The sequence below is a fragment of the Thalassotalea psychrophila genome (assembly GCF_031583595.1).
Classification (GTDB): Bacteria; Pseudomonadota; Gammaproteobacteria; order Enterobacterales; family Alteromonadaceae; genus Thalassotalea_A; species Thalassotalea_A psychrophila.
The window spans coordinates 526,428-550,378 of sequence record NZ_CP134145.1 but is presented as its reverse complement, the minus strand read 5'-3'; the positions used below and the strand labels follow the sequence as shown (position 1 = coordinate 550,378).

The window sequence follows — 23,951 nt, the reverse complement described above, 5'->3', positions numbered from 1 at the left end:
GTTATGGCAACTTATTTATCATCTTTTTCACTATCTACCCAATGTAAAACATCTTTTATGATTGACCAACGAGGTTGTTTTGGCACGGCATTTTCACCTAAAATCCAATAGCCATATAACTTTTCAATATGACCAGAAGATTCTTGAATGGTTAACCAACTGTTCAAAAAGGTTTGTAATGAAATATTGTCTTGAGCAACAGCATAAGACATAGGGAAAGATTTAATGTCATCGCGATTATAAATCGCAACGTATTCAGGGTATAAAATAGTCCAGGCTTGACCCGCTTCTAAACTAATAATTAAGCCATCCCACTTACCGCTTTTATCATCAAAAAATTCTTTATCTGACTCTATTCGTTGTATTTCAACGTTTGGATACATTTTGATCAGCTGCGATGATATTGAATATTCTCCTACCGATGCTAAGGTGATTTTTTCAGCCGTTTTTAAATAATCACTATTTAAAAACTCATCAGCACGATGATCTTTCACCACGATAGAATAATGCAGTGTCAGGGCAGGGTTGGTGAAGTTTAACATTTGAATACGTTTTGTAGTCATTTGCAGCCCCGAAATGGCAATATCAAATTGACCTCTGTTTAATGCTTTAACAGCATTAACGTCATCGTAAGGTATGAAAACCAATTTAACATCCAATTCAGAAGCGAGTTTTTTCATCATTTCAATATCAAAGCCCACCAACTCTTTATTAGCATTGAAATATGAGAAAGGCACTTGTCTGGGGTTATAGCCAACATTTAAATAGCCATTTTTCTTTATATCTGTAATCGATCTTGGTGATATGGTTGGCGCTAAATCATCCCAAAGGTAAGTTTTAACTTCTTCAGGAAGTTCGTTTGCTGTTTCCATTTTTGTTACGACTTCATCCATAACATATTCAGTGTCGACGAAACTGCTTAACAACATATTTGTCAGTGAAAAGATAGCCACAAAAACCACCGGCGTTAATGCGCTGTACACCGCCAAACGTTTCATACTTATCTTGGCAATACCTGCCAACATAGCGGTACCACCCACGGCAAGAATGAAAATATTCATTGCCGCTAAAAGCGATGTAAAACGACTGGTAAATAAACTGGATACCATAAACAATTGAAATAAATCAGAGGACAGCTCTAATGAGTCCAATAACATTGGTATGGTTAAGTACACACTGCCAAATAAGCTAATAAGCCCATTGATAGACATAGGTAGGTAGGTTAAAAAATCAAGCTCTCTACCTGAGAACCAAGCGGCAAATAATACGAATACTATGGTTAATAACTTGCCTAAATTCGGAAAACTAAACACTACAGGAATAATGATATTAGAATAGTTGTCGGTATTTTCATCACCCAAATTATATTTATGAAACAGCTCTTTGGTACGTTCAATTAATAACGGCAAAATGATAAATATATTACCGGCAGCAAACGCAGTAATCATCGCATCTTTGGCGATACCAGTTATATCACGATAGGAAAATGGGGTTATCGTCGCTAAAATTGCCGGCAACACCCAATAAGTTAAGATGATGGTCATTACTATATGTGCAACAAAATACACCTGCAGCTTTTGAAACTCAGCTAAGTCCATCGTTCCTGCAGTCGCAGCTGTCATCGCAAAAATACCAATCGGCATCATTTTTACAATATATTGAGTCACTTTATTAAACGCGGCGCCTAATAACTCCATAGGTTTCATTAACGACTCTTTTTCATCTACAGAAATAAGCGCAATACCAGTGGCAACACAGAAAACAACGATGGCAGGAATATAACTGTTTGATAACGAATAGAATGGATTTGCCGGTATGTATAAATCAAGTAAATCAATAGATTCAGGATCAGTTAATGCGGTTAAACTGAAAAACGAACCCGATTGCCATTCTGGAAATGTAAATTTAATTAAATACATCACTAGAAGACCGATTACCCATATCACCAACATCAACTTACCTACTTTGACGCCTAACGAACGAGCTTGATCATAGGACAAGTTACCTAGGCTAGATATCAGTGAAACTATGATGTACGGAATAATGGTCATTTGTAATAACTTAATAAAAGCATCACCAATGATCCCCATCCAACCTATCATTTCACCAAAAAACAAGCCAAAGATAATGCCTAACGCAAAGGAAAGCAGCACCATGGTCGACATGCTCATTTTATTTTTTTTATCAAACATATTTTTTCCTATTGTTGTTTTGTTTTAGGAAATTCAATTAATTTCGGTTGATATTTTAAAATCGCATTTTCATAACACTTTACATATTCGGCAATTTTGTCTGACCAACAAAAATTTTGCTCAGCTCGTTTACGGCCATAAGCGCCCATTCGCTGTTGTAATTGGGTATCGCTTAGCACATCGATAATATCCTTAGCCATGGCAAGAATGTCGTTTGGCTCTGACATAAAACCACTCTTGCCTTGCTCTACTACTTCCGGGATACCATCCGCATTACTGGTAACGGTAGGCACTCCACATGCCATGGCCTCTAAAGCCACCATACTAAATGATTCGTGATAGCTAGGTTGAAAGACACAGTCAGCATTAGGAATAATGTTTTCAACATGCATAACATCGCCTAAAAAAGTGACCTTTTCAGCTATGCCTAGCTGCTGGCACAGCAATTTAATTTTATTTAAATCAGGGCCATTACCAAGTAACACTAAACGTGCATTTACCTTAGCTTGCACCATATGAAAGGTCTCAATTACCGCTTCGGTATTTTTTACCGGCCGAAAGTTTGAGATATGCATTAATATTTTTTCATCGTCACTGGCTAACATACGCCTGCGCTCTAAGCTCGCATGTTTTGGTGAAAAAACATCAAGATCAATAAAGTTATAAATCACCTCAATTGACTTTCTAATATCGAATTGCTCTTTTGTATATCGTCGTTGGAAATTAGAAACGGTAGTAACCACTGTACTTTTGTTAATACTGAATCTATTTAGTGGATAGAGCGGTTTATCTTGCCCAACAACGGTAACATCTGTGCCATGAATTGTAGTTACAGTTGGAAATTTCTTATGGGTAATTTCTGAAGCGAGATATGCACATAACGAATGTGGAATAGAATAATGCGCATGCACTAAATCTAAATCGTAAGTATTCGCTATTTCAACTATTTTTGCCGTTAAGGCAAACGTATAAAGTGGATCATCAAATAAGGGGTAATCTATGCCCTCGACACAATGGAAAAAAATGCCTTTTTCATCGACTAATTTAAAAGGTCGAGCATGAGATATAAAGTGCACTTCATAACCTATACGCGCTAATCCAATACCAAGTTGAGTAGCAATTAAACCTGAGCCTCCAATAGTTGGATGGCAAACTATACCTATACGCAAATCAGATAACCTCCGTTAAAAATATTCATACTTACCAACCAATAATGTAACGACTGCGTTGCTTTAAAACTTTCTTAAAAATTTTAGCAATAACGTAAGAAATGGCAATGACCCCCATAGTCACTAATAGTGTGGTTAAGATATTCCCTTGCCCTTTCATATTAAAGACATCTGGGCTGTTATAAATCATCCACCAAGGTGTTGTTATCCATGGATGGATAAAATAAATAGCAAAACTGACTTCAGCTAATTTTTGTAAAAAGGTAATACTAATATGTTCAAACTTATTCAGAACAGCCAGTAATACAAAAGTGAGAAGTAGTTTTTGCGGCAACATCAGATCTAAAACCGTAAACTCAAAGGCATGTTTATTTAACACCCCTGCACCATAAAAAAATGCTTGTCCAATCGCTAAACCAACCGCGGCGACCAACATTAACAACCAGTATTTATCGATAACAGGAAATATTTTATCTCTAGCCACTGAGGTCCAAACACCAATTAAATATACCGGTAGAAAGTAGATCAGAGATTGAATTGCATTTAAATTAGAAATTGGTCGGTGCATCAACATGGCAAGTATCGCCAAAGGAATAGCAAACTGTAGCAACGACTTGCGTTGAATTAAGCCCATCACCCAAGGGGATAGGGCAAACAACATCATCCCCATTGGTATATACCAATATGCGGTCAAAGCCCTACCGGTTAATACATACCAGGTTGCTGCGGTAGAGGTATCACTAATATTGGCATGTAGAACATGCAAAGATGGCTCTGGCCCAGCAAGTAAATGCCAAATAATCCAAGGCAAAGATAATAAGAAATAAGGAACAAATACATACTTGGTTTTACTCTTCATATATTTTTCATAATCCCAGCGATTATAAAAAACATGATGAAATAAAAAACCAGAAATAAAGACGAAGAAAACGGTGCCATTCATCATCAGGTTAAACCAAAACTTATCAGCAAGCGTCTCTATTTGCCAACCAGCCGGGCGATAACAATGCGCCATTACAATAAAAATAATGGCAACACCTCGAAAGTGATTGATGCTATTGAGGAATTTCTTTTTCGCAGGTTTATCTTGTTGGTTTACAGCTTCAGATGTCATGCTTAATTAGGCCTTTAACGTTAATACTTAAAAAGTAACCTAAATAAATTACAAAGTATTAGTATCTAACCTTAAAGAATAGCTTATATTTCAAAGTGTAAAGGTTAAACACTAAACTTTTTTAATTTCTCTATGAACTCCCGTTGCTTGTTAAAATAAAGACTTAAATAAAATGATTATCTTGTCTTCATAATTAAGATAGAAGTACGCGAGTAAATAAAATTCACAAGGTGATATATCAAAGCAGATACAAGGCCAACAACTAGGGCGAATACTGTAGGCAGCACAGCGCCAAATACAAATGACATACTAAGAATAACGGCTAGTACACACTCTTCTTTATAAAGTTTAAAAAATAACGATAAAACCAAAACCCAAGGAAACAGTATTGAAGTTACACTTGAAAAGCCGTAGGCATAACTTGTTGAAAATACGGCACCGTAAATTAACGCAGCAGTAAATCCAATAATAACTGCTCTTGGATACTTTTGTTCGTTGTTATTATTAGGAGAGTCAATAATACGTTGATGAATTCGCCCGAGAAGAAACCAAGATAGAGCTGGTAATAACACTGCGCCCCACCAATTTGAGATTCCTGGCATATCAGCACGATGTAAAGGGTGATGGATTGGCACGCCACCATTAAAATACTGCCAAACTAATAACGCCGAAATTATTATCGTTACAGCGCCAGTAAAGTATAAGCGAAATTGTTTGAGTTGTTGCTCGTTCATGTAAATGCCTTGTGTATATATTGTAAATTCCATTCACTTAAAGCAACATATATACCAACAATAAAGCCCTTTATAAACAAAGGGCTGTAGCGAAGGTAAAAAAGCAATAAAACTAAAACTAGTGATATTTACCAAATACTGATTTTTTTGACTACGCGTAAATATGGCTTGGCATACTCATAATGAATACAAATTGCTGTCAGACATTTTATGCATTTCACCATGATCAACCAATCTATCAAGAGCGGTTTGAACTTGCTCAATATTATGGGCGAAATTTTCATTGGCTAACCAGTTTGAACAAATATCTTCGGCAGGTGCCGAGGCATTTGGATGAATTGATAAATAGTTGAGAATACCTGCTTGAATTTCCGTATGTATATGTGACATTTTCATAATGCTTACCATAGGCAATTGGGCTTATAATAAGCATAGTTTAGGTCGGTCAATTTTTCCTGCCCCCCTTGACTCCTTGACTCCTTTAATCCTTTAATCCTTGACCTTCTACCTCTCAACCTTTATTTAACAATACATCTAACCAACGATTGGGTAATAGGCGTTTGAGAATGGCGAACAATTTAGTTGGAAACGTTATGCGGTATCGAATTTTTGGGCGTTTACTTTCCAAAGCATGAATTAAACAACGAGTTACCGCACTTGCTTGTAAAGTAAAGCCGCTGGCTGGTTCTGTACTTGCTAAGCGATCAATCTGTTTTTGATAATTATTGCTGTGAATACTATGTTGCCAATCAATATTTTGCTTAAACGCTTGCAGTGCATTTTGTCTAAAGTGCGTGTCGATAGGACCCGGTTGTAAAATGCTAATTTGAATATTAGTATTTTTTAATTCTAACCTGAGCGTATCGGTTAAGCCTTCGATAGCAAATTTTGAAGCGTTATAGGCGCCTCTATATGGCATACAAACAAAACCTAATACTGAACTATTTTGCACTATACGGCCATGCCCTTGGGCGCGCATAATTTTGAGCACTTGGATGGTTAATTCATGCCAACCAAACACGTTAGCTTCAAATTGTTGGCGTAATACATCAGTGGTAAGATCTTCAACAGCACCCGGCTGCCCATAAGCGCCATTATTAAATAAATAATCAAGGGTACCACCGGTTACTTCAAGTACCTGCGCCAGCGCTTGTTCAATAGAACTTAGCTCACCAAGGTCTAAGCGTATTGCTTGCAAACCTTGGGCAGTTAATTTGTCGACATCGGCTTGCTTTCTGGCTGTGGCAAACACTTGATAGCCTCTTGCTAATAATGTTTTTGCCGAATCTAGGCCAATACCAGACGAGCAGCCGGTGATCAGTATTGATTTACTCTTCATATATGTTCCATGTGTTCACTAATAGCTTCATTATGGATACATTAATGAGTCTTTATCAACCTATTTGTGGCGGCTCTGTTCTGGGTAGCCATTTCCACCATTGCTGCTCACCATCAACCGGTTTACCATCATTTACTTGTTCTGGCTTTTGCGCTTTAGTTTGATAAATATCCCAAGTAACCAAGTAATCTGGGTTAGTAATTTTTACGCCAGACTGGCTAGTATGAAAATCACCTTTAGGGGCTATAAACCAACAAGCTAAATTCACCGGCAAGATAAAATTTGCTGCTTTTTGCGTGTCTTTAGTATCAGCTGTGGATAATAAAGAAACGGTAATACCCATTTCTTTATCTATCGCAGTAACTGTCCCGGCGAGCATACTTTGTTTAAGTAAATTATGCGCAGCATCAAAATAGCTTAGGCCAATTAAGCAAGTTTTGTTTATCGTTTGTTCTAGAGTTAATTCCATCTTTTTCATAGTTAATGCGCCAAAGGTGCTACACCAGTAGTTGGGTTATCTGCTAAACCTATCTCACGAGCATGTTCTTCAAAGCCTTTGTTTTTCCAGAAAAACGCTCCAGGCATAGTCGTAGGGATCACTAATATATAAAATAATGCCCGACCAACCATCGCAGTGAAACAGTTTAATAAGGCCAATAGTGACCACAAAACTAATACCAGCGTAGTTACGCCTGCAAATAATGAATAGGCCAATAAGGCACTAGTTAGCACAATGTTGATACCTAGCAAATAATTGCGCAATAAGTAGGTTTTACCAAAGGTAGTACATTGTACATAGTGCGCTGCGCCGCCTTCATTCTCATTACGGTTTAAATCATAGTTATGACGAATTAACCCGAGAGCTTCAATAACCATACCTAATAAAAATACGCCGCCAATTACCGCTATTGCTTGCTTAACTAGTGTAGTGTCTACCGATTGTACCAACATGGTAGAAATCACCACGACACCACTAACAAAAGCGCCCAAAGATAAGCTGTTACCACTAAACGAAGTCACTGTTTGCCAGTGATTCCAAAATGGGCGCGCCTTAATTTGATAACATTTATTCATGTAATAAATGCCAGTAAAGCCAGCTAACAAAGCAAATATTCCTGCTCCGGTTTGTAATGAGGCAAGCGGTAATTGTTCAGTTAAGGTAACTAAGTTTACACCTAAAAGTGTATTAACTAGCTGCGTTATCCAGTCATTGTTTGGTATAGAAAACAGCACAGTTAAACCACAACCGGCACTGAATAATGCCAAGCCTAGCCCTTCTCGACTCATTGGTGAATAACGTAAGTTGTTAAAACCACGATAAAAGCGCATAGGTTTACCTAAATGGGTCACACTCATAAACAAACCGAAGCTGGTAAAAGCCAATGCTAATAGGGTAAGTGGCACAAACATATCTGAGCTTAAAAAGCCTTTGAATGCTTCAACACCGAACAATGCCGCTAAAAATGGAATAACAAATGTACCGAATGCCGCTTGTGCGAATAAGGTAAATAATACCAATGGATTTTCTCTACTGTTTAAACGAGAAAAATTCCAATGTTTTGCCTTGCCATGTTTTTGATCGACCACTGGCTTGTAGTCACCATTTTTGTCTTTATGGTATTTTACTGGCATTGAATCGGTACGACTCATTTCATCCGGCATCGATTTAGTTTGTTGAAAACGGATGTTTGGATGAGTTATCTCAGGGTCAGGGAAACCCGGAATACTGGTTTTACATTGCTCACGATTTTCAGGGGTATTTTCTATCACACCAAAATCTAGTGCATTACCGACACAGGCAGAAACACACGCAGGTTTTAAGCCAACCTCTAAACGATCAACACACATATTACATTTTGATACTCGACCTTTAACTGGGTCAAGTTGCGGAGCATTGTATGGGCAAACCCAAGTACAGTAACCACAACCAAAACAGGTTTCAGGATCTTGAAGAACTGCGCCGTATTCAGCATGTTTAGTGTATGCCTTAGTTGGACAGCCTTTTAAACATACCGGATCATCACAATGGTTACATGCCATTGAAATATTCATTCGCTTGTAATCTGGGTATGAACCCCCTTCTACATAACCCACCGAACGAAACGATAAATGCGCCGGGTTATCATTTTTTTCAGAACACGCAGATTCACATGCATGGCAACCAATACAGTTGTCGGCAGTAAAGAAGAAACCGTGCTGTTTATTACGATTAGGGTTGCTGCCAACTTCTGGATTCTCGTTGATAAACATTGATCTATCTTTCGGTAAACCAGAAATATCGACACAATCAATTAATTGCCCGTAGCGATTTTTATCTTTAATTGGTTGCTCGGGCAAATACGCATAGTCTTGCTCTTCGGTGCGAACTTCCCAATGATTTGAACGACCTTCTTGCTCTTTTCCTGCTTCAGGTTTTGCCCTAGCTGCGATCTTAATTTCGACACTCATGGTTTTCGGGTCAAAGCTTTGTACTGTTTCTTGTAGTTCAGGCTCTATTGATTGCAGTTCAGGACTGTTTTTAAGTGATTGATTCATAGTCTTTTACCTTTCTACAATAATTAAAATGCACGACGTTCAACATTTAAACGGGCGGCTTCTACTTGATCGACAGTTTCAATTTGCACAGCACACTGCTTAAACGCAGGCTGGCGAGAATGCGGGTCTAATAAACCTAACGTTAAGCGATTTACACAATCAAAAAAGTGGAACGGAATAAATACCATATTGCGCGGTACTCGCTGAGTTAGCTGCACCATAACTACCGCATCACCGCGACGACTGGTAAGGCGTACATAACTTTGATGAGTAATGCCAAGTTCATTGGCCGCATCCGGGTTCATTTCCATATAGGCTGTTGGGCTAAATTTATTACAGTTGCCTATTTTTCCTGTACGAGTTCGGGTATGAAAATGCTCAACTACACGGCCACTGTTTAACCAAAATGGAAAGTCTTGGCACGGCTGTTCGTTGTTATTAAAGAATTTAATAGGCAATAAGTTCGCTTTACCCGACTTGGTTTGAAATTTACCATCGGTATATAACCGCGGATCGCCTTTTAGGCTTTCCGGGGCTTCATTGTCTTGTTCACAGTTCTCTTCACGCTTCCTTTCACGGTAGGGCCATTGGATCCCTTTAGCTTTAACCAGTTTTTCATAGGTCATGCCAGAAATATCCAGCGTTCTCCCCTTACCTTTCGACAATTGCTTCATTTCATTGAACGCACCTTCTGGTGTTTCTGGAAAATTGATAACCTTGCCGTTATCAAAACGCTTTGCCATTTCGTTAAAGATCCAAAAGTCAGGTTTTGAATTTGCATAAGGAGGTAACACATTACTAATTAGATTTACCCGACGCTCAGTATTGGTATGACAGCCTTCTTTTTCAGCCCACACCGACGCTGGAAAATACACATGTGAATACTGATTGGTTTCTACGTCTTCATAAACATCTTGAATAACTAAAAAATCTAGCTTTTCCAGTGCCTTACGAATACGAGCTGTATTTGGCATTGACGTCATAGGATTCGTTGCTACTATCCACATTCCTTTAATTTCGCCGGTTTCAATGGCTGGGAAAATATCAGTTTCTGCCAAACCTCTCTTTTTTGGAAAGAACTCTGGGTCGATACCCCAAAAATCTGCTATCTCTTGTCTATCATCAGCATTTTCTAAGTAGCGATACCCCGGCAAACCAGAGCACGATGACCACTCACGGGTGCCCATGGCATTACACTGACCAGTGATCGATAAACTTGTACCACCCGGCTTACCAATATTGCCAGTGATCAGGTTTAAATTATTGATGTTCGCTACACCATCTGAGCCATGTGTAGACTGGTTAATGCCCATCGTCCAAATGCTCATTGCCGCAGGTGCTTTGGCATAAATACGCGCCACATTACGAATGGTATCTTCATCAATTCCACAAATGTGCTGAGCTGATTTAGGATCATAATCTTGTACTAAGGCTTTTACTTCATCAAAGCCTTGGGTATGAGCATCAATGTAGGCTTGATCTTGTAAGCCTTCATTGATAATGACAAACATCATGGCATTAATTAACACACAGTCAGTACCAGGTGTAATGGGTAAATGAATATCAGCAAATTGCGCCAACATAGTGACTCGTGGGTCAACCACTATGAGTGGGAACTTTCGTTTTTCCAGTGCCTCTTTTAAGCGCCAGTAAATTATTGGATGTTGCTCTGGTAAGTTTGAACCAAACGCCATAAAGCAATGAGTGTGCTCAAAATCATCATAACAACCTGGTGGGCCATCAGAGCCAAATGAGCGCTTATAACCACTAACCGCAGACGCCATACAAAGCGTGGTATTACCATCATAGTTATTAGTGCCAATACAACCTCGGGCTAATTTTCCAAGGGTGTAGAATTCTTCAGTCATAAGCTGGCCACTTGAAACAATGGCGAAAGAATCTTTACCGTATTGCGCTTGAATAGATTTTATTTTGTCGCTGGTAACGTCTAACGCGTTATCCCATGAAGTTTTTTCAAAGGCTTCATAATGTTTGTCACGAATAAGTGGTTCACTGCCTCGACCTGGGCTGTCAAAAAGCTCATGTTCTAAAATGCCCTTTATGCATAATTTACCGCGATTTACATCCGCGCCGGCGTGGCCGCGAGTCGTAACAACTTTTTTATTGGTGTCTAAACCAATCTCAATAGAACAGCCGGTAGAGCAATAGTTACACGTGGTGTATTTCCATTGTTCAACCTTTTTACTAGGAATAGAAATAGGCTTTCTGTTTTTACGCCCAAACAACATAGATGAATCCTGAGAATGAATAGCTTTGCATTAATAGTGCAGTTGCAAAATTCAAACCAAAAATAAAAACCCGATTAAACAATAGGTTACACTTAATGACTTAAGATTGTCTGTACGATAAGAGTGCCGACGCCCTAAAACAGTGCGTTGCTAGTTGATGATTTATGGCAATTAATAGTTCAAGCCAATAATGCTCCGCACTTCATCCAGAGTATTAATTAACAGTTGGCTAAAACTAAAGCTCATAATATTGCTTTCAGTTTTCCCTTGTCGTAATAACTCATTAAAATGCTCAATTTCATAATTATAACCGTGAGTGTTGTAACCATTAGTGCAATAACCGAAATCAAACACCTTTTCATCATTGTTAGCAATAACCGTTACCGTTGTAGGTCCGTGAAAGGGGCTGTTAAGTTTAATAACGCCTGTTTCACAATAAAATATCGCTTGATTAGACGTTTGCTCTAACAAGCTACTTTCAAGAAGCGCTGTTGCATGATCATACTCAAATACCATTGCACAAGATGAGTCTGCGCCATTGGCAAAATAACTCGCCCGTGCATTTATGGACTTCGGTTTGCCAAGAGTTGAAAGGGCTGCAAATATTGGGTAAATACCTATGTCTAAAAGACTGCCACCGCCGAGTGATTTATTAAATAATCGAGACTCGTCATTAAATTCACGAACAAAACCAAAGTTTGCTTCCAGTTTTAAAATATTGCCATAGGTTTTATTGGCCAGCTCTTTTAACACAAATTGATAATGGGGAAGAAAAAATGTCCAGAGCGCTTCCATTAGCAATGTGTTATTTTTTTGTGCACAAGCAATCATGGTATTTACTTGCTGACTATCCATCGCAAAAGGTTTTTCACATAAAACCGCTTTGTCATGCTCTAAACATAACAGGCTGTTTTCTTGGTGTAAGGCATGCGGGGTGGCGATATAAATTGCATCCACTTGTTCGTCTTCGACTAATTTTTGATAACTATCGTAAGAAACTTTTGCTTGATATTTGTCGGCAAAATCATCTGCTTTGGTTTGAGTTCTTGAAGCCACGGCATATAGCTCGGCACCATCAACGTTGATTAGATCAGTTGCAAATTTATGGGCAATACCACCAAGCCCGATAATACCCCAACGAATGTTTCTGCCTGTAATTGATTTCATTTTTTGCTAAGTTTTTTAGAGTTTTATCAATACAGTTTATAGCGAAAATAAGAATATAACAGCAATAACAGAACTTAAGTCAGCCTTGGCAGTTCTACGTTATTTATTCCCTGAAACAAAAAAGTGCGACCTATGTAGGTTGCACTTTAGAGATACTATTGTTAATTATTTTGCAGCCGTGGAGCAGTTGACCATAAGAATACCAAGGATACTAAAACTAATTTGATAACGGTCGAATAAAACATCTTATAATTTACCTTGCCATGCTGCTCTACGTTGAACTGATTAAAGTTGTGCAGGTGTTAAATGAATCGCATTTAAATTAATGCCACCACCAACAACTTTACCTTTAGGAATAACAGTGATTGATTGCTTACCCGCTTTCAGGTTTACAACACCCACAGCATCCGTTCTATAACGATATAAAGTACGACCTTTACCCTGACGCTTTGAGTTTTTACGCTCACCAGTATCAAGCGCTTGTAACATCATTTCTTCACCATTAAATGAGAAAATCCACTCACTGAAATCAACTACCTCATCGGCTGAATAAGACACTTCAAAGTAGTAATCGCCAGCTTGTGCCACATCTACTTTCCATTCTCCTTTGCCGTTATCTTCCCAATTCAACAAGTTATTGGCATAGTTCCAATCACCAAATTTTTGCATCCAGCGAATTTCTTTATTTGTACAACCGATATTACAGTTAGCAAATGCTGAATTTAGTGTTGTTTTGATACTAGGATCGATACCTGGGGTACCATCAACTTTTGGTTCACCTTCAAGTGTTAACGCGATTACAGGGATTAAACCATTTGGCTTTTTAATAGGAACGCTAATGCTTGTCCAGCCATTGCTTTGCTTTTCACTCACTATTTTTTGCTTTGTATCATTTAAAAGTTCAGCAGAAACAATCTTGTTGCTTAAATTTGATAATTGGATTTCTCCATTGGCAGGCCAATCAAATACATGTAAGTACAGCTTGTTTGCTTTTGTGGTAATGTCGCCCCAAGCCTGTGCACGGCCCCAAGGTGAGCCTTTTGCACCATATATGGTGTCACCGTACTGCTTTAGCCAATTACCAGCACTTAGCAGCCCCTTTTCAGCCATTTTTGGAACTTCACCTGTACCTGTCGGGCCGATGTTAATCATATAGTTGCCACCGCGGCCAACGGTTGAGATTAATCGATGTAGTATTTCAGTACCCGACTTCCAGTTTTTATCATACCAAGCATAACCCCAACTATTGTTGGTAGTATCAATTGTTTCCCAAAGGCCAGGGTGATTTACTTGTGACAGACTATGATCGCCTAACGTTTTAAAGTCACCCACACCGTTACCAATACGGCTGTTGATCATGGCTTTAGGCTGCAAGCTTCTGGTTAAATCAACGAGTTTTTGCGACTGCACCTTTGTCATAGAGCCTGGAGTATCAAACCAAACGGTGCGAATATCACCATATTCAGTTAATAACTCAGTTACTTGCGGAACCACTTTTTCATCAAAATACTTATCAAAACTGCGAGTTTGTTTGGAGCTATTCCAAGGTAAATGTGCCCCACCTTGTTCATACCAATCTTGCATCTGCGAGTAGTAAAATCCCAAACCAATTCCAGCATCAGCACAAGCGCCAGCTAACTCTTTAAGTGGGTCACGCTTAAATGGTGTAGCATCTTCAATATCATATGCACTGCTTTTAGAATGATACATAGCAAAGCCTTCATGGTGCTTTGCGGTTATCACAATATTTTTCATACCGGCATCAACGGCCATTTTAACAATAGCTTTTGCATCAAAGTCCGTTGGGTTGAATTGTTCAGCTAATTTTTTGTATTCATCAACAGCAATATCAGCAACGCGATTTGACATTAACCACTCTGAAATACCGTAGTAGGTTTTGCCTTTCCATTCACCTGCAGGCATTGAATATAGGCCCCAATGAATAAACATTGAATATTTGTCTTGAGAAAACCAGGCACCACGCACTGCACTAGCATGCTTTATTTTATCTAAGCTACTGTCGCCCCATAGCTCATCCATGGTTTGTTGTTTATCTTTCGCTGTTTCTTCAGCAACAGTCGGTAATGAGAGCGCTGCAGATGATAATAATAAACTAGTAAGTACGGTGGTGATTCTATTTCTAGATACTTTCATTATTGCCCTAATCCGTATTTATTTGTAGCGGTAGTTGAGAAAGGATCACACTTGCGACTTTGCCACCCTGAGCCTTTCTACCTAATTGGTTGTAATGGACATTACCAACACCTGCCCACCACTTTTGGTGATTAGGTTTGATAAAGTGATATAAATCGTTAATGATCACCTCAGGGTGATCTTTGAGTACATTTAATGCGACTGCATTGTATTTAGCTGCATCCCCTACAATGCGTCCAGGTTCTCCTGATGGTATTGGTGTTGTTGTTGCAAATATTAATTTGGCTGAAAGCGCTATTGTTTTAAGATATTTTACGATATTTCTAAGGTTGCTTTCATATTCTGCAATCGAACTAACTTGCTTTCCATTGGCTTTATCAAGCTTTCTATCTTTGGTGTATTTAAGATCATGCAAACCCACGTTAAAGTGGATAACATCCCATTCAAATGTCCAAGGATCTGATAAAGCTGAATTTTGCATAGTAGTATGCATCTTAGTCATCTTAGTAATAAATGAAGAAGAGTCGCCACCATTTAAATACAAGAGATAAATATTGGCTTTGTTTTCAATTTCTGCGCGAACTGCTTGTGTGTAGTGAATAGAAATAGAATCACCGTAAATAAGCACATTAGGAAGCTCTGGATTATTTTCAACAAAAGCAAACTCTGCTCGTGTATTGAATTTATCACCGACAAGTTCAAGCCAAGCATCCTTTACAGAATCAGCATAAGTAACCGAGCTAAACATGCTTAACATTACAAAAATTAACATGTATATTTTCATTTATTATTCTCTTTTCTGTTTATTGTTTTAATTCATATTCTGGAGCATTTGTTAGAGCTTTTTATCAGGAACATTATTCCCTTTCTCTACTGTTGCTTTAATACTTATCGTTAACGCGGACTTTAGCGTTATTTGTTTTTATCATTTTTGCAAACCGATTTTTGACATATCAATCGGCGTAAATCCAAGACTAAGTGCCGGAGATAGTGGATGAAGGCGAAAGTCAGCATTAGCAATATCCATAAATACAGGGTCAGCTGCTAAACTTTCTTTGTCGACACCATTCGCTTGTTGTTTTGCCAAAAACTGCTCGCCTATTGATGGTGTGCTTTGACAGAAATAAATATTCTTATCGGTATCTGCATCTTTTGAACGTGCCAGTTTTCGGCCGCGTCTGTCTTCAGACTTACCCGCTTTATCCGGCGGCAATTCGTTAATAAACTGACATTTAGCAGAGCTTGAATAGAAAATATTATGTTTTATCGCGGCCTCATTTGATGGACCTTCACGCAATGATAAATAATAGCCACGCGGTGGTGCGATAATATCGGCAATAATATTGTTTACCGCCTTATTATTCACTTTTAAGATGATCCCTTGCGAGGTACATTTATAAATGATGTTTTCAGTGATTAATGTGCTGGTTTGTCCGCCATCGGTGCGAATAGCTGCTTGCATTTGCATGGGCTGTATTAAATGATGCACATAATTACGACGAATAACATTGCCCTCGCCAGCACCTCGAATATAAATACCATTACCATCACCCATCGACATCATCGCATGATGGATTTCGTTATTTTCGATCATATTGTCGACACTGTGCAAATACGGCAACGCTTTGCTACGATTGAAACGGCGTTTGCTTTTCCCTTTAACTTTTCCACTTGGCGCATTGCCGGGCACTTCATGCCAGCGTATTGTCCGTGTTAATTCTCGAAGATCTGTTTTGTCAAAAAAATGACTCATACAACCTGATATGATCATGCCGCAATAATGGGTATGGTGTATCAGGTTATTGGCCACTTTATTTTGGCCACTTTGCCACACAAAAATTCCGGCTGAGTGAGAATAAATTTCACCAATATGATGAATATGATTGTTGTACACTTTGTTATGATGGTTCACATCCTTTGTGCCTGGACCATAACCCACCAACAACACACCCGCACCGCCTAGGTACTCTATATGGTTATTACTAATTTGATTATATTGTCCGTGTAAATCAACGCGCACGGCACCACTGCCGCTGTTGCTGAAATGACAATGTTCTATATGACAATGCTCAGCGCCACGCAGCCGAACCAAAGCATTCGATTTATCAAGATAATCCCAATCGTGTTGCAAACCAGCATCATCATTTTCCAAATTATAACGCTTGCCGTGCATAAAAGTTAAACCAACAAAATGTAAATTTTTAACCGGATTATCTTTAGGCCCGTGCGTATCTACTTGACCTTCAATACGGAGCAACTCAATAAGTTTAGGAGTGACAATATCGTCACTCGGTTTTTCGCCTCTTGGCCATAAATACACTTTGCCTGTTTGGCTATTTACCACCCAGTTACCCGGTGAGTTCAGCGCTTCAGGGATATTTTCAAACCAAGCATTATCGGTTTCTTTTAAAAAGTGCAAATGGTTCATCGCGTAAGTTGAGACAACCTTGGTGGTTGCTTTCCCCTTGTTTGCATCTACCGACTTTAAAGGCAAAATATTTACAATCCAGGCATGGTGCGGCCTGACAATTAACTCGATGTCTTCAACATTAGACCAATTTTTAACTATGCCATCGGGCACATTAATAGAATCCTTTGTACCACCCTTTAGCGGAATAAAGCCTGTTGAGCGCGCCCGTTGCAATCGGCCTTTGCTGTCATAAAGCGTGGTAAATCCTTGTGAAAATTCAGCACTAATATCAGCTTGCCAAACTTTCCCTTTTGCGGCTTGTGGTAACAAGGGTAGCTCGTCACTTAGCGGTTGCCAGTTTGTTATTTTTTTGCCTGAACTAAACACTGGTTTTTCATTAGGATAAGCGGCATAAGTAACAGTCGCTTTAGCCATACCTGAATCTTCTACCCCAAAAACAACAGTTTCATCTAATTGATACAAACCACCACGGATCAATACGGTTATATTTTTACTCGGTTGCCTTTGATTTATACGGCTTTTCTTTAATGTTCTAACTGCATCACGGGCCTTTGCCAAAGATGCAAAAGGTCCATCAGATTGCTTATTATCTGGCGCAGCTGTTGTACCAGACCAAGCATCGTTACCATTGGTAGCAACATAATAGTCAGCTTGATTTGTTGATATTAACAATGAATTTTGCCTGCTATTAGCGTGACTAACTAATGGCAAAGTGGCCGCAGAAGCAATGCTGCCACCGGCAAATTTTAAAAATCTTCTTCGTTGCAATGATTTATCAAACACTAGCGAAAACCTATTTTTTTGTTATTGACGATAAATAAAAGCAGTTTATGCTTTAATATTTTTCTTGTTCTTGTTTTTTTTAGGTTTTTTCGTCTTTGCCGCTTTGTTCTCGCGATTAGGCGAAAGTGTGTGAGCCGCTGGTGCTGTTGGTAGTGTGGCTTTCCACTCTAACGCCAATTTTTTCATACGCTTAATCATTTCCGGGTGTTGCTTGGAGACATCCATGGTTTCTGCACGGTCGCGCATCACGTTATAAAGTTCTACGCTATTAGTATCTTGGTGTACAAATAGTTTCCATGCGCCTTCTCGCACCGCGAGCATCGGTTCTTGGCCATTTTTTTTGCCGTAACGCCATTCCCAAAATAAAGGTTTTTCACGCTCAATGGTGCCACCTTTTAATAGTTCCAATACACTTTGCCCATCTGATTGATAACCTTTAGGCAAAGTTGCACCCGCGGCCTCAGCAAAAGTCGGTAATAAGTCAACCGCGGTAACAATGGTTTGTGTATTGGTAATACCCGCCGGCACTTGAGCAGGCCAACGTACCAAAAATGGCACGCGTAAGCCCCCTTCATAAGTGTCTCGCTTGCCACCACGAAGACCTCCTGATGAACCTGTGCTGTAATATTTTCCATAGGCATAATCACCTTGCATATAGTCACTTTTTCCATTGCCATGGTTTAATTGTTTATCATTACCGGTATGCTCGGGGCCATTGTCGGTTGAAAATACAACCAAGGTATTTTCAGCAAGATTTAAATCATCTAATGCTTTTAATACTTTACCAATGCGCTGGTCTGCACCATCAACAACGGCGGCATACACGCGATCTTGCTCACTTAAATGCTGGTATTTTTCTAAAGATTCTTTAGTTGGGTCGTGAGGTAAATGGGTTTCATGGATCCATAGATTAATAAAAAATGGTTGGTCTTTATGACGGGCCATAAAGTCGACAGCATCATCAAATAGCCCTACAAAGGTGGTCTGCGGCCCTGTACCGTTAAACACTTTCGCCTCATCGTAACCATATTCAACAGCTTGTGGTGCACCACCGTTATTACCTAAATGCCATTTACCAAAGTGAGCAGTTTTATAACCGGCAGATTTCATCACCTTTGGCATATTAACAACATTAGGATCTAACCAATCGGCCATGCCCATATTATCGTGATGAGCAAAACTGGAAAAGTGACGATGAACGTTATTTCTTGCGGGATATTGTCCTGTTAATACTCCCGCACGACTTGGAGAGCATACCGGATTTGATACCGAAAACTGATAAAACTCTGAGCCTTCTTCGGCTAAACGGTCAATGTTTGGTGTGCGAATGTCAGGATGACCGTGTTTAGATATATCCCCCCAGCCCCAATCATCTGCAAAAATAAAGATAATATTGGGTTTGTCCCTAGTAACATTATTTTGTTTGCTTGCAAAGGCGAAGTTGTTTACAGAAGACACCGCAAGTATTGCTCCAGTTATAACTGCGCACAAATATTTTATATTAAGCTTCATGTTATTTTCCTAACTTATTATTTTGACCATAACACACTACCACTACCGATGTATTTCTAAATATAACATAACAACCAACAGGTTTTTATAAGACTATCTTTACTCAACTTTACAATCACAACAAACCAACCTTAACACCACATAAACAAAGAGAATGTAAAAACAAATCAGTAAATAAATCTTGAATAATACCTTTAGTATTACGGGGCTCTTTTAAAGACCAACCTTATAGCTTACTATATATAAACAGCCAATATGATTAGCCTATTTATTTACTTATGGTGTGAAATAATTTTTAAAGAAGCTTATGAAAAAAATAATATCAATTAGAAATGTTGTCTTATCAACAATAATCAGCTTAGCAGGCGTAATGTATTGCTTACCTGCTAATGCCGCGACTTCATTACAGGCTGATGGACTGCTTTATCATAAAAAGTATCAAGCCGCGTTTGATATATATATGGAAGCTGCAAAGATAGGTGATGCAGAAGCACAATATCAATTGGGCGTTATTCATTTAAAAGGCTTAGGACAATCAATAAATAACTTTAAAGCCATTATCTGGTTTTCTTTAGCTGCTGAACATAAGCACAAAAATGCACAACAAATATACGATCAGTTATTAAACGATATTTCTGCCAAGGATAAAGCGCTGGTACTTAGTAGCATTAGCCAGTTTCAACAACGCTTTGGCTTAGCTTCAATTAAAGAAAAACATTTCCCAAAACTGATCACCGATCACGTCAATGAAGTCATTCGTTATGGTGAGCAGCAGTTAATTTACCCGCAATCATCATTAAGTGATATTACATATTCCTTTAGTGATATTTCCACCGATACAGATGCTGAATTAGGCTACAACGATGATTTCGGTGATGATGAATTCGGTGATGATGACTTCGGTGATGATCCCGCTATTGCAAGTCTTGGCAATAAATTACAAGAAGCAAGTATCTCTTCTTTAGTCGCTGACTTTGATATCGCTCAAGACGGTTCACTTCGCCATGGTGAAGTCAAAAGAGCCATTGGCGATGAAAGATTCGCGATGTATAATTTGCATACCAACCCAATGCCATCACCCGAATTTAATCAACAGCCTAGTCACTTTATTCACCGAGCTTACCAAGGCATTTCAACATACGATCGCAAAAGGGTTCGCCAAGAATTTCCTTACATTTATCAAATGGCTAGATTACAAGTACGTAGATTAAAAAACAGTGATCAAGCGGGCCATCAATATAAATTAGCGCTGCTTTACATGTATTTTCCATGGTTAGAAGCTGAAGACGAGCAAATCAACAAGCTGTTAACTCTTGCGGCTAAAGGTGGTCAAGTAAATGCACAATACGAATTAGGTTTAAAACTCTATCGTGAACAAACAGATATTCGACAAGCTACTTATTGGCTGAGCAAAGCTGCAAGTAGAGGTTTAATGCAAGCCGAATATAGATTAGGCCAGTTATTACTGAGCAGCCCTTGGATAGAAAAAGATGAAAATAAAGCACTATTATGGCTTGAAAAGTCCGCTCAACAAAACCATATTGCTGCAATTAAGAAAGCAGCCGAGTTAAGGTTATTAGCAGAAAATAAAGAACTGCATAATTTTGAACAAGCAATGAAGTTATTAGCTCAAATAGAAGGTGAAGAATTACAACCTGATTATCTTTATTTACGTGCGGTAGCCCATAAGGATTCCCCTACAGATAGACGACTCGACTTAGCCGTTAAGAATATACGCCAAGCAATAGCATTAGGGAATGACTATGGTTGGGATGTGAGTGGTTGGAAAAAAGATTTAGCCAATTGGACTCGAACATCTGTAACTATCACCGATATTGATTAATAAATTCAGCAGAGCAATTAGCTCTGCTGTTCACATCCAATGGATGGTTCAATGCAATAGTTATTAATTATTTGGTGTTACACTTTTACTCAATTCCCCTTGCTCCAGAGCCACTGTATTTATTTCCGGCACAATGGAAACCATGTTATATTTTTTAGCAAACTGCTCTGACGCTGCCACTGTTTTAATGACATCTAAACCGTAAGGCATCCAATCGCTTCCGGCAGTCCAGCCTGCCTCTTTATAATCATAAGCGCCGCGGTAGCTGCCGAGAGAGGTAACACCTTGTGCAACTAATTCATCAGTTTGAACGACACCACCTTGAACGCGGGAATCAATTGGCATTAAGTCTAAAGCAGATAACTCGCTATTAATAAATAACTCTCGACGTTTGCCAGTCAAGTTACCTTGAATTGAACCTCTATCGACAATTGCCATATTACTATTCTTCGTTCTTTCCGCATAGACTTTGCCTTTTTTGAACTGAGCCCTGTATAACGCCTTTTCTCGCGGTCCTACTCTGTCGTCAAGCCCTTCGCTCAGGTTATTAATAACATTCCAATCATCAATGGGGGGAAAGGTTTTATCTAGGCTAGCTTTGGTTTGTCGGCCATGATTCAACACATTTCGAGTGAGAAGGCTTGCAGTATGATTAAGTACATCAGTATTATTATAAATGTTAAATTCGCCATACCCTTCAACATTAATACCGCGTTTAGAGGCCCAAAACACATTGTGATGCAAATTGAGTTGACTGCCAGCAAGATCTAGGCGAAAGGCATTGCCATTAATATTATGAATCCAGTTATGGTGCACATCAGCAAAAGCTTGCGATCCCAAAGGCATGTAAATACCTGAAACATCACTGTTGTATTTACCACTATTAAAGATATTGTTATAAGAGACTTGCGGACTAACTGATGGAGTGCCTTTTACTTTTGATTTTATCGAAATAGCATCAGAATGGTTATTGAAAAAAGTGTTATTAATTATGTCGTACCTGCCTGTAGGCAAAACAATCACTGATCTACTTTCAAAGTTCGCATGACGATTATTCTCCATAAATACAGAATTACGTACAGTAAGGTTTTCGCCAGCTATTGTAAGTGCGGTATTTTGTGCACCTGCAAATAAGCTTTTTTCTATTAAAATATCTTTGCCAACAAGTTCAATCGGTTTATTTAAACGCGCGGAACTCACTCGGTCAGGAAATAGTAACTCACCACCAATATAGCTAAAGTGAGTATTACGTAATGCGATATTAGTATTATCTTCATTGTCGAGCTTTAATGAACAGGCAAAAAAATCAATACCAGAAATAGTCACATCCATTAATGTATTGCTTTGGTTAATGCAATAGTCTTGGGTTTTACTCAGTAACTTTGCCTTGTTTGGATCTTTGCCGTCGAGTGGATAGAGATACAAGAGATCGCCGTCAACGACCCACTCACCGGGAGCATCGAGCAAGTCTAAACTACCTGCTAGAAAAAACTTAGATTTATTCGGGTGCCAGATGTGGTCTTTCGACATTGTTTTTAACGCTTGTACTGAGCCACGTCGACCGTCTTCACCCGTGTATTTTTTATTGTAAAAGTTATCATCATTCCAATGTAAAACCTTACCATCGAACGATTCAATACGACGGCTATAGTTACTATTGCCTTTACCGTAACGAATAAACGCATAGCTACCAGTTAAGTTTAAGCTTTTAATACTTTCAAATTCCTCAGAGGTCAGCACTCCAGGTCCGGTGCCATCGGTTGCACTCGCCCACTTTTTATCTTCAATCCAGTTTTCTGACCATTGGGTATTTGGCCACTGCGCCCAACTCATTGGCTGGTTATCAAAGAAAAGTTGACTGACTTTTTGTTCAATTTTGGCTTTATACACGCCTGAAGCATGGTGCTCAAAAGTAACATTTAATTGCTCTACACCACTAAAAATAGCTTTTCTTGGGCTTTGTGCACGAACCGTAATACCCGACTTAAGGGTTAAGGTACCGGTATATAAACCGTCTAAAACGATCAAGGTATCACCGGACGACATTTGGTTGACCGCATGCTGCACCGCTTTAAATGGCTTTTCAGGTGAAGTTCCAAGGTTGGTGTTATTCCCCATGGGCGAGACATAGTAAGTTATTGCTTTAATAGCTCGGCTTGACATATCAGCGTTTTCAGCGCTATTTCCAGAAAATCCACAAGCGGATAAAACCAAGCTACTCGTTATTAAGAGGATTATTATTTTAAAGTGCTTCATTTACTTTTCCTTTATAGAACAGATTAATGTTTTTGCATTAACAACTTTTCACTTCGGTAAATTTTATCAGTTGCAGGAAAACTCTTAACATACGGAGTTTCTCTTTTTATTATTTATTTAAACCTCAGGTACTGTTCCATTATATTTAAAATACCACCAAAGTACAGTAAAACAACTGAATTTACCGCAAGGAAAACCATCCACGGAAAATGTTTTTTAACTGTAATAGGCAGGCAGTTAAATACCTTATGACTCTCTAACCGCCAAGCTTAAATCCCTCTAAAACATGGGAACACAAGCAGACCAAGATGCAAAGTCCAATATACATCGACTACGTTAACTCTGGTTATATATTTCTATTGAACAATTAAATTGGCCTAGTTTAATTCAATAGATGGAATTCTTTTATACTTATCAAAGTAATTGTATATAGCTAAGCAAGATAACGGCGATTTTTCATAACCTTTATAATA

16 protein-coding genes are annotated in these 23,951 nt (G+C 38.8%); 1 reads left to right on the top strand and 15 read right to left on the bottom strand.

The annotated features are described in order from the left end of the window. Positions 1–11: 11 nt before the first annotated feature. The 14 genes from RGQ13_RS02350 to RGQ13_RS02285 form a co-directional block, all read right to left on the bottom strand. Positions 12–2,192 carry a cation:dicarboxylate symporter family transporter gene (locus RGQ13_RS02350; RefSeq protein WP_348391952.1) on the bottom strand — a complete coding sequence of 727 codons (2,181 nt, stop codon included), beginning with the start codon at positions 2,190–2,192 and terminating at the stop codon, positions 12–14. A gap of 8 nt (positions 2,193–2,200) precedes the next feature. Next, positions 2,201–3,361 (bottom strand): N-acetyl-alpha-D-glucosaminyl L-malate synthase BshA, encoded by a 1,161-nt coding sequence (bshA, locus tag RGQ13_RS02345; RefSeq protein WP_348391951.1) that lies wholly within the window; start codon positions 3,359–3,361, stop codon positions 2,201–2,203. Positions 3,362–3,392: 31 nt separating this feature from the next. After that, complete coding sequence (locus RGQ13_RS02340) at positions 3,393–4,475, bottom strand: acyltransferase family protein (RefSeq protein ID WP_348391950.1); 1,083 nt, start codon at positions 4,473–4,475, stop codon at positions 3,393–3,395. Positions 4,476–4,651: 176 nt separating this feature from the next. After that, the gene (locus tag RGQ13_RS02335) at positions 4,652–5,209 is read right to left on the bottom strand and encodes a hypothetical protein (RefSeq protein ID WP_348391949.1); all 558 of its coding nucleotides are present in this window, start codon (positions 5,207–5,209) and stop codon (positions 4,652–4,654) included. A 177-nt stretch (positions 5,210–5,386) separates the two neighbouring features. Continuing rightward, positions 5,387–5,605, bottom strand: coding sequence for a hypothetical protein (locus RGQ13_RS02330; RefSeq protein ID WP_348391948.1), 219 nt, complete (start codon positions 5,603–5,605; stop codon positions 5,387–5,389). A gap of 115 nt (positions 5,606–5,720) precedes the next feature. Beyond that, the gene (locus RGQ13_RS02325; protein WP_348391947.1) at positions 5,721–6,548 is read right to left on the bottom strand and encodes an SDR family oxidoreductase; all 828 of its coding nucleotides are present in this window, start codon (positions 6,546–6,548) and stop codon (positions 5,721–5,723) included. 55 nt (positions 6,549–6,603) lie between these two features. Continuing rightward, positions 6,604–7,026 carry a hypothetical protein gene (locus tag RGQ13_RS02320; RefSeq protein ID WP_348391946.1) on the bottom strand — a complete coding sequence of 141 codons (423 nt, stop codon included), beginning with the start codon at positions 7,024–7,026 and terminating at the stop codon, positions 6,604–6,606. A gap of 2 nt (positions 7,027–7,028) precedes the next feature. Beyond that, on the bottom strand, positions 7,029–8,996 hold the full coding sequence (locus RGQ13_RS02315; RefSeq protein ID WP_348393367.1) for a DmsC/YnfH family molybdoenzyme membrane anchor subunit: 1,968 nt from the start codon (positions 8,994–8,996) through the stop codon (positions 7,029–7,031). A gap of 110 nt (positions 8,997–9,106) precedes the next feature. Then, entirely contained in the window at positions 9,107–11,332 is a 2,226-nt protein-coding gene (locus RGQ13_RS02310) for a molybdopterin oxidoreductase family protein (RefSeq protein WP_348391945.1), read from the bottom strand. A 171-nt stretch (positions 11,333–11,503) separates the two neighbouring features. Next, positions 11,504–12,499, bottom strand: a complete 996-nt coding sequence (locus RGQ13_RS02305; RefSeq protein ID WP_348391944.1) for a Gfo/Idh/MocA family protein — start codon at positions 12,497–12,499, stop codon at positions 11,504–11,506. A 285-nt stretch (positions 12,500–12,784) separates the two neighbouring features. Further along, positions 12,785–14,653 (bottom strand): alpha-L-fucosidase, encoded by a 1,869-nt coding sequence (locus tag RGQ13_RS02300; RefSeq protein WP_348391943.1) that lies wholly within the window; start codon positions 14,651–14,653, stop codon positions 12,785–12,787. A 7-nt stretch (positions 14,654–14,660) separates the two neighbouring features. Then, positions 14,661–15,437, bottom strand: coding sequence for an SGNH/GDSL hydrolase family protein (locus RGQ13_RS02295; protein ID WP_348391942.1), 777 nt, complete (start codon positions 15,435–15,437; stop codon positions 14,661–14,663). Between the two features lie 141 nt (positions 15,438–15,578). Beyond that, positions 15,579–17,867 carry a right-handed parallel beta-helix repeat-containing protein gene (locus RGQ13_RS02290; RefSeq protein ID WP_348391941.1) on the bottom strand — a complete coding sequence of 763 codons (2,289 nt, stop codon included), beginning with the start codon at positions 17,865–17,867 and terminating at the stop codon, positions 15,579–15,581. Between the two features lie 45 nt (positions 17,868–17,912). After that, complete coding sequence (locus RGQ13_RS02285) at positions 17,913–19,379, bottom strand: sulfatase-like hydrolase/transferase (RefSeq protein ID WP_348391940.1); 1,467 nt, start codon at positions 19,377–19,379, stop codon at positions 17,913–17,915. A 307-nt stretch (positions 19,380–19,686) separates the two neighbouring features. On the opposite strand from RGQ13_RS02285, the gene RGQ13_RS02280 reads away from it, so the two are divergent. Beyond that, on the top strand, positions 19,687–21,222 hold the full coding sequence (locus RGQ13_RS02280; protein ID WP_348391939.1) for a tetratricopeptide repeat protein: 1,536 nt from the start codon (positions 19,687–19,689) through the stop codon (positions 21,220–21,222). Positions 21,223–21,285: 63 nt separating this feature from the next. Here RGQ13_RS02280 and RGQ13_RS02275 read toward each other — a convergent pair whose 3' ends face one another. After that, positions 21,286–23,478 (bottom strand): right-handed parallel beta-helix repeat-containing protein, encoded by a 2,193-nt coding sequence (locus tag RGQ13_RS02275; protein WP_348391938.1) that lies wholly within the window; start codon positions 23,476–23,478, stop codon positions 21,286–21,288. Positions 23,479–23,951 lie beyond the last annotated feature (473 nt).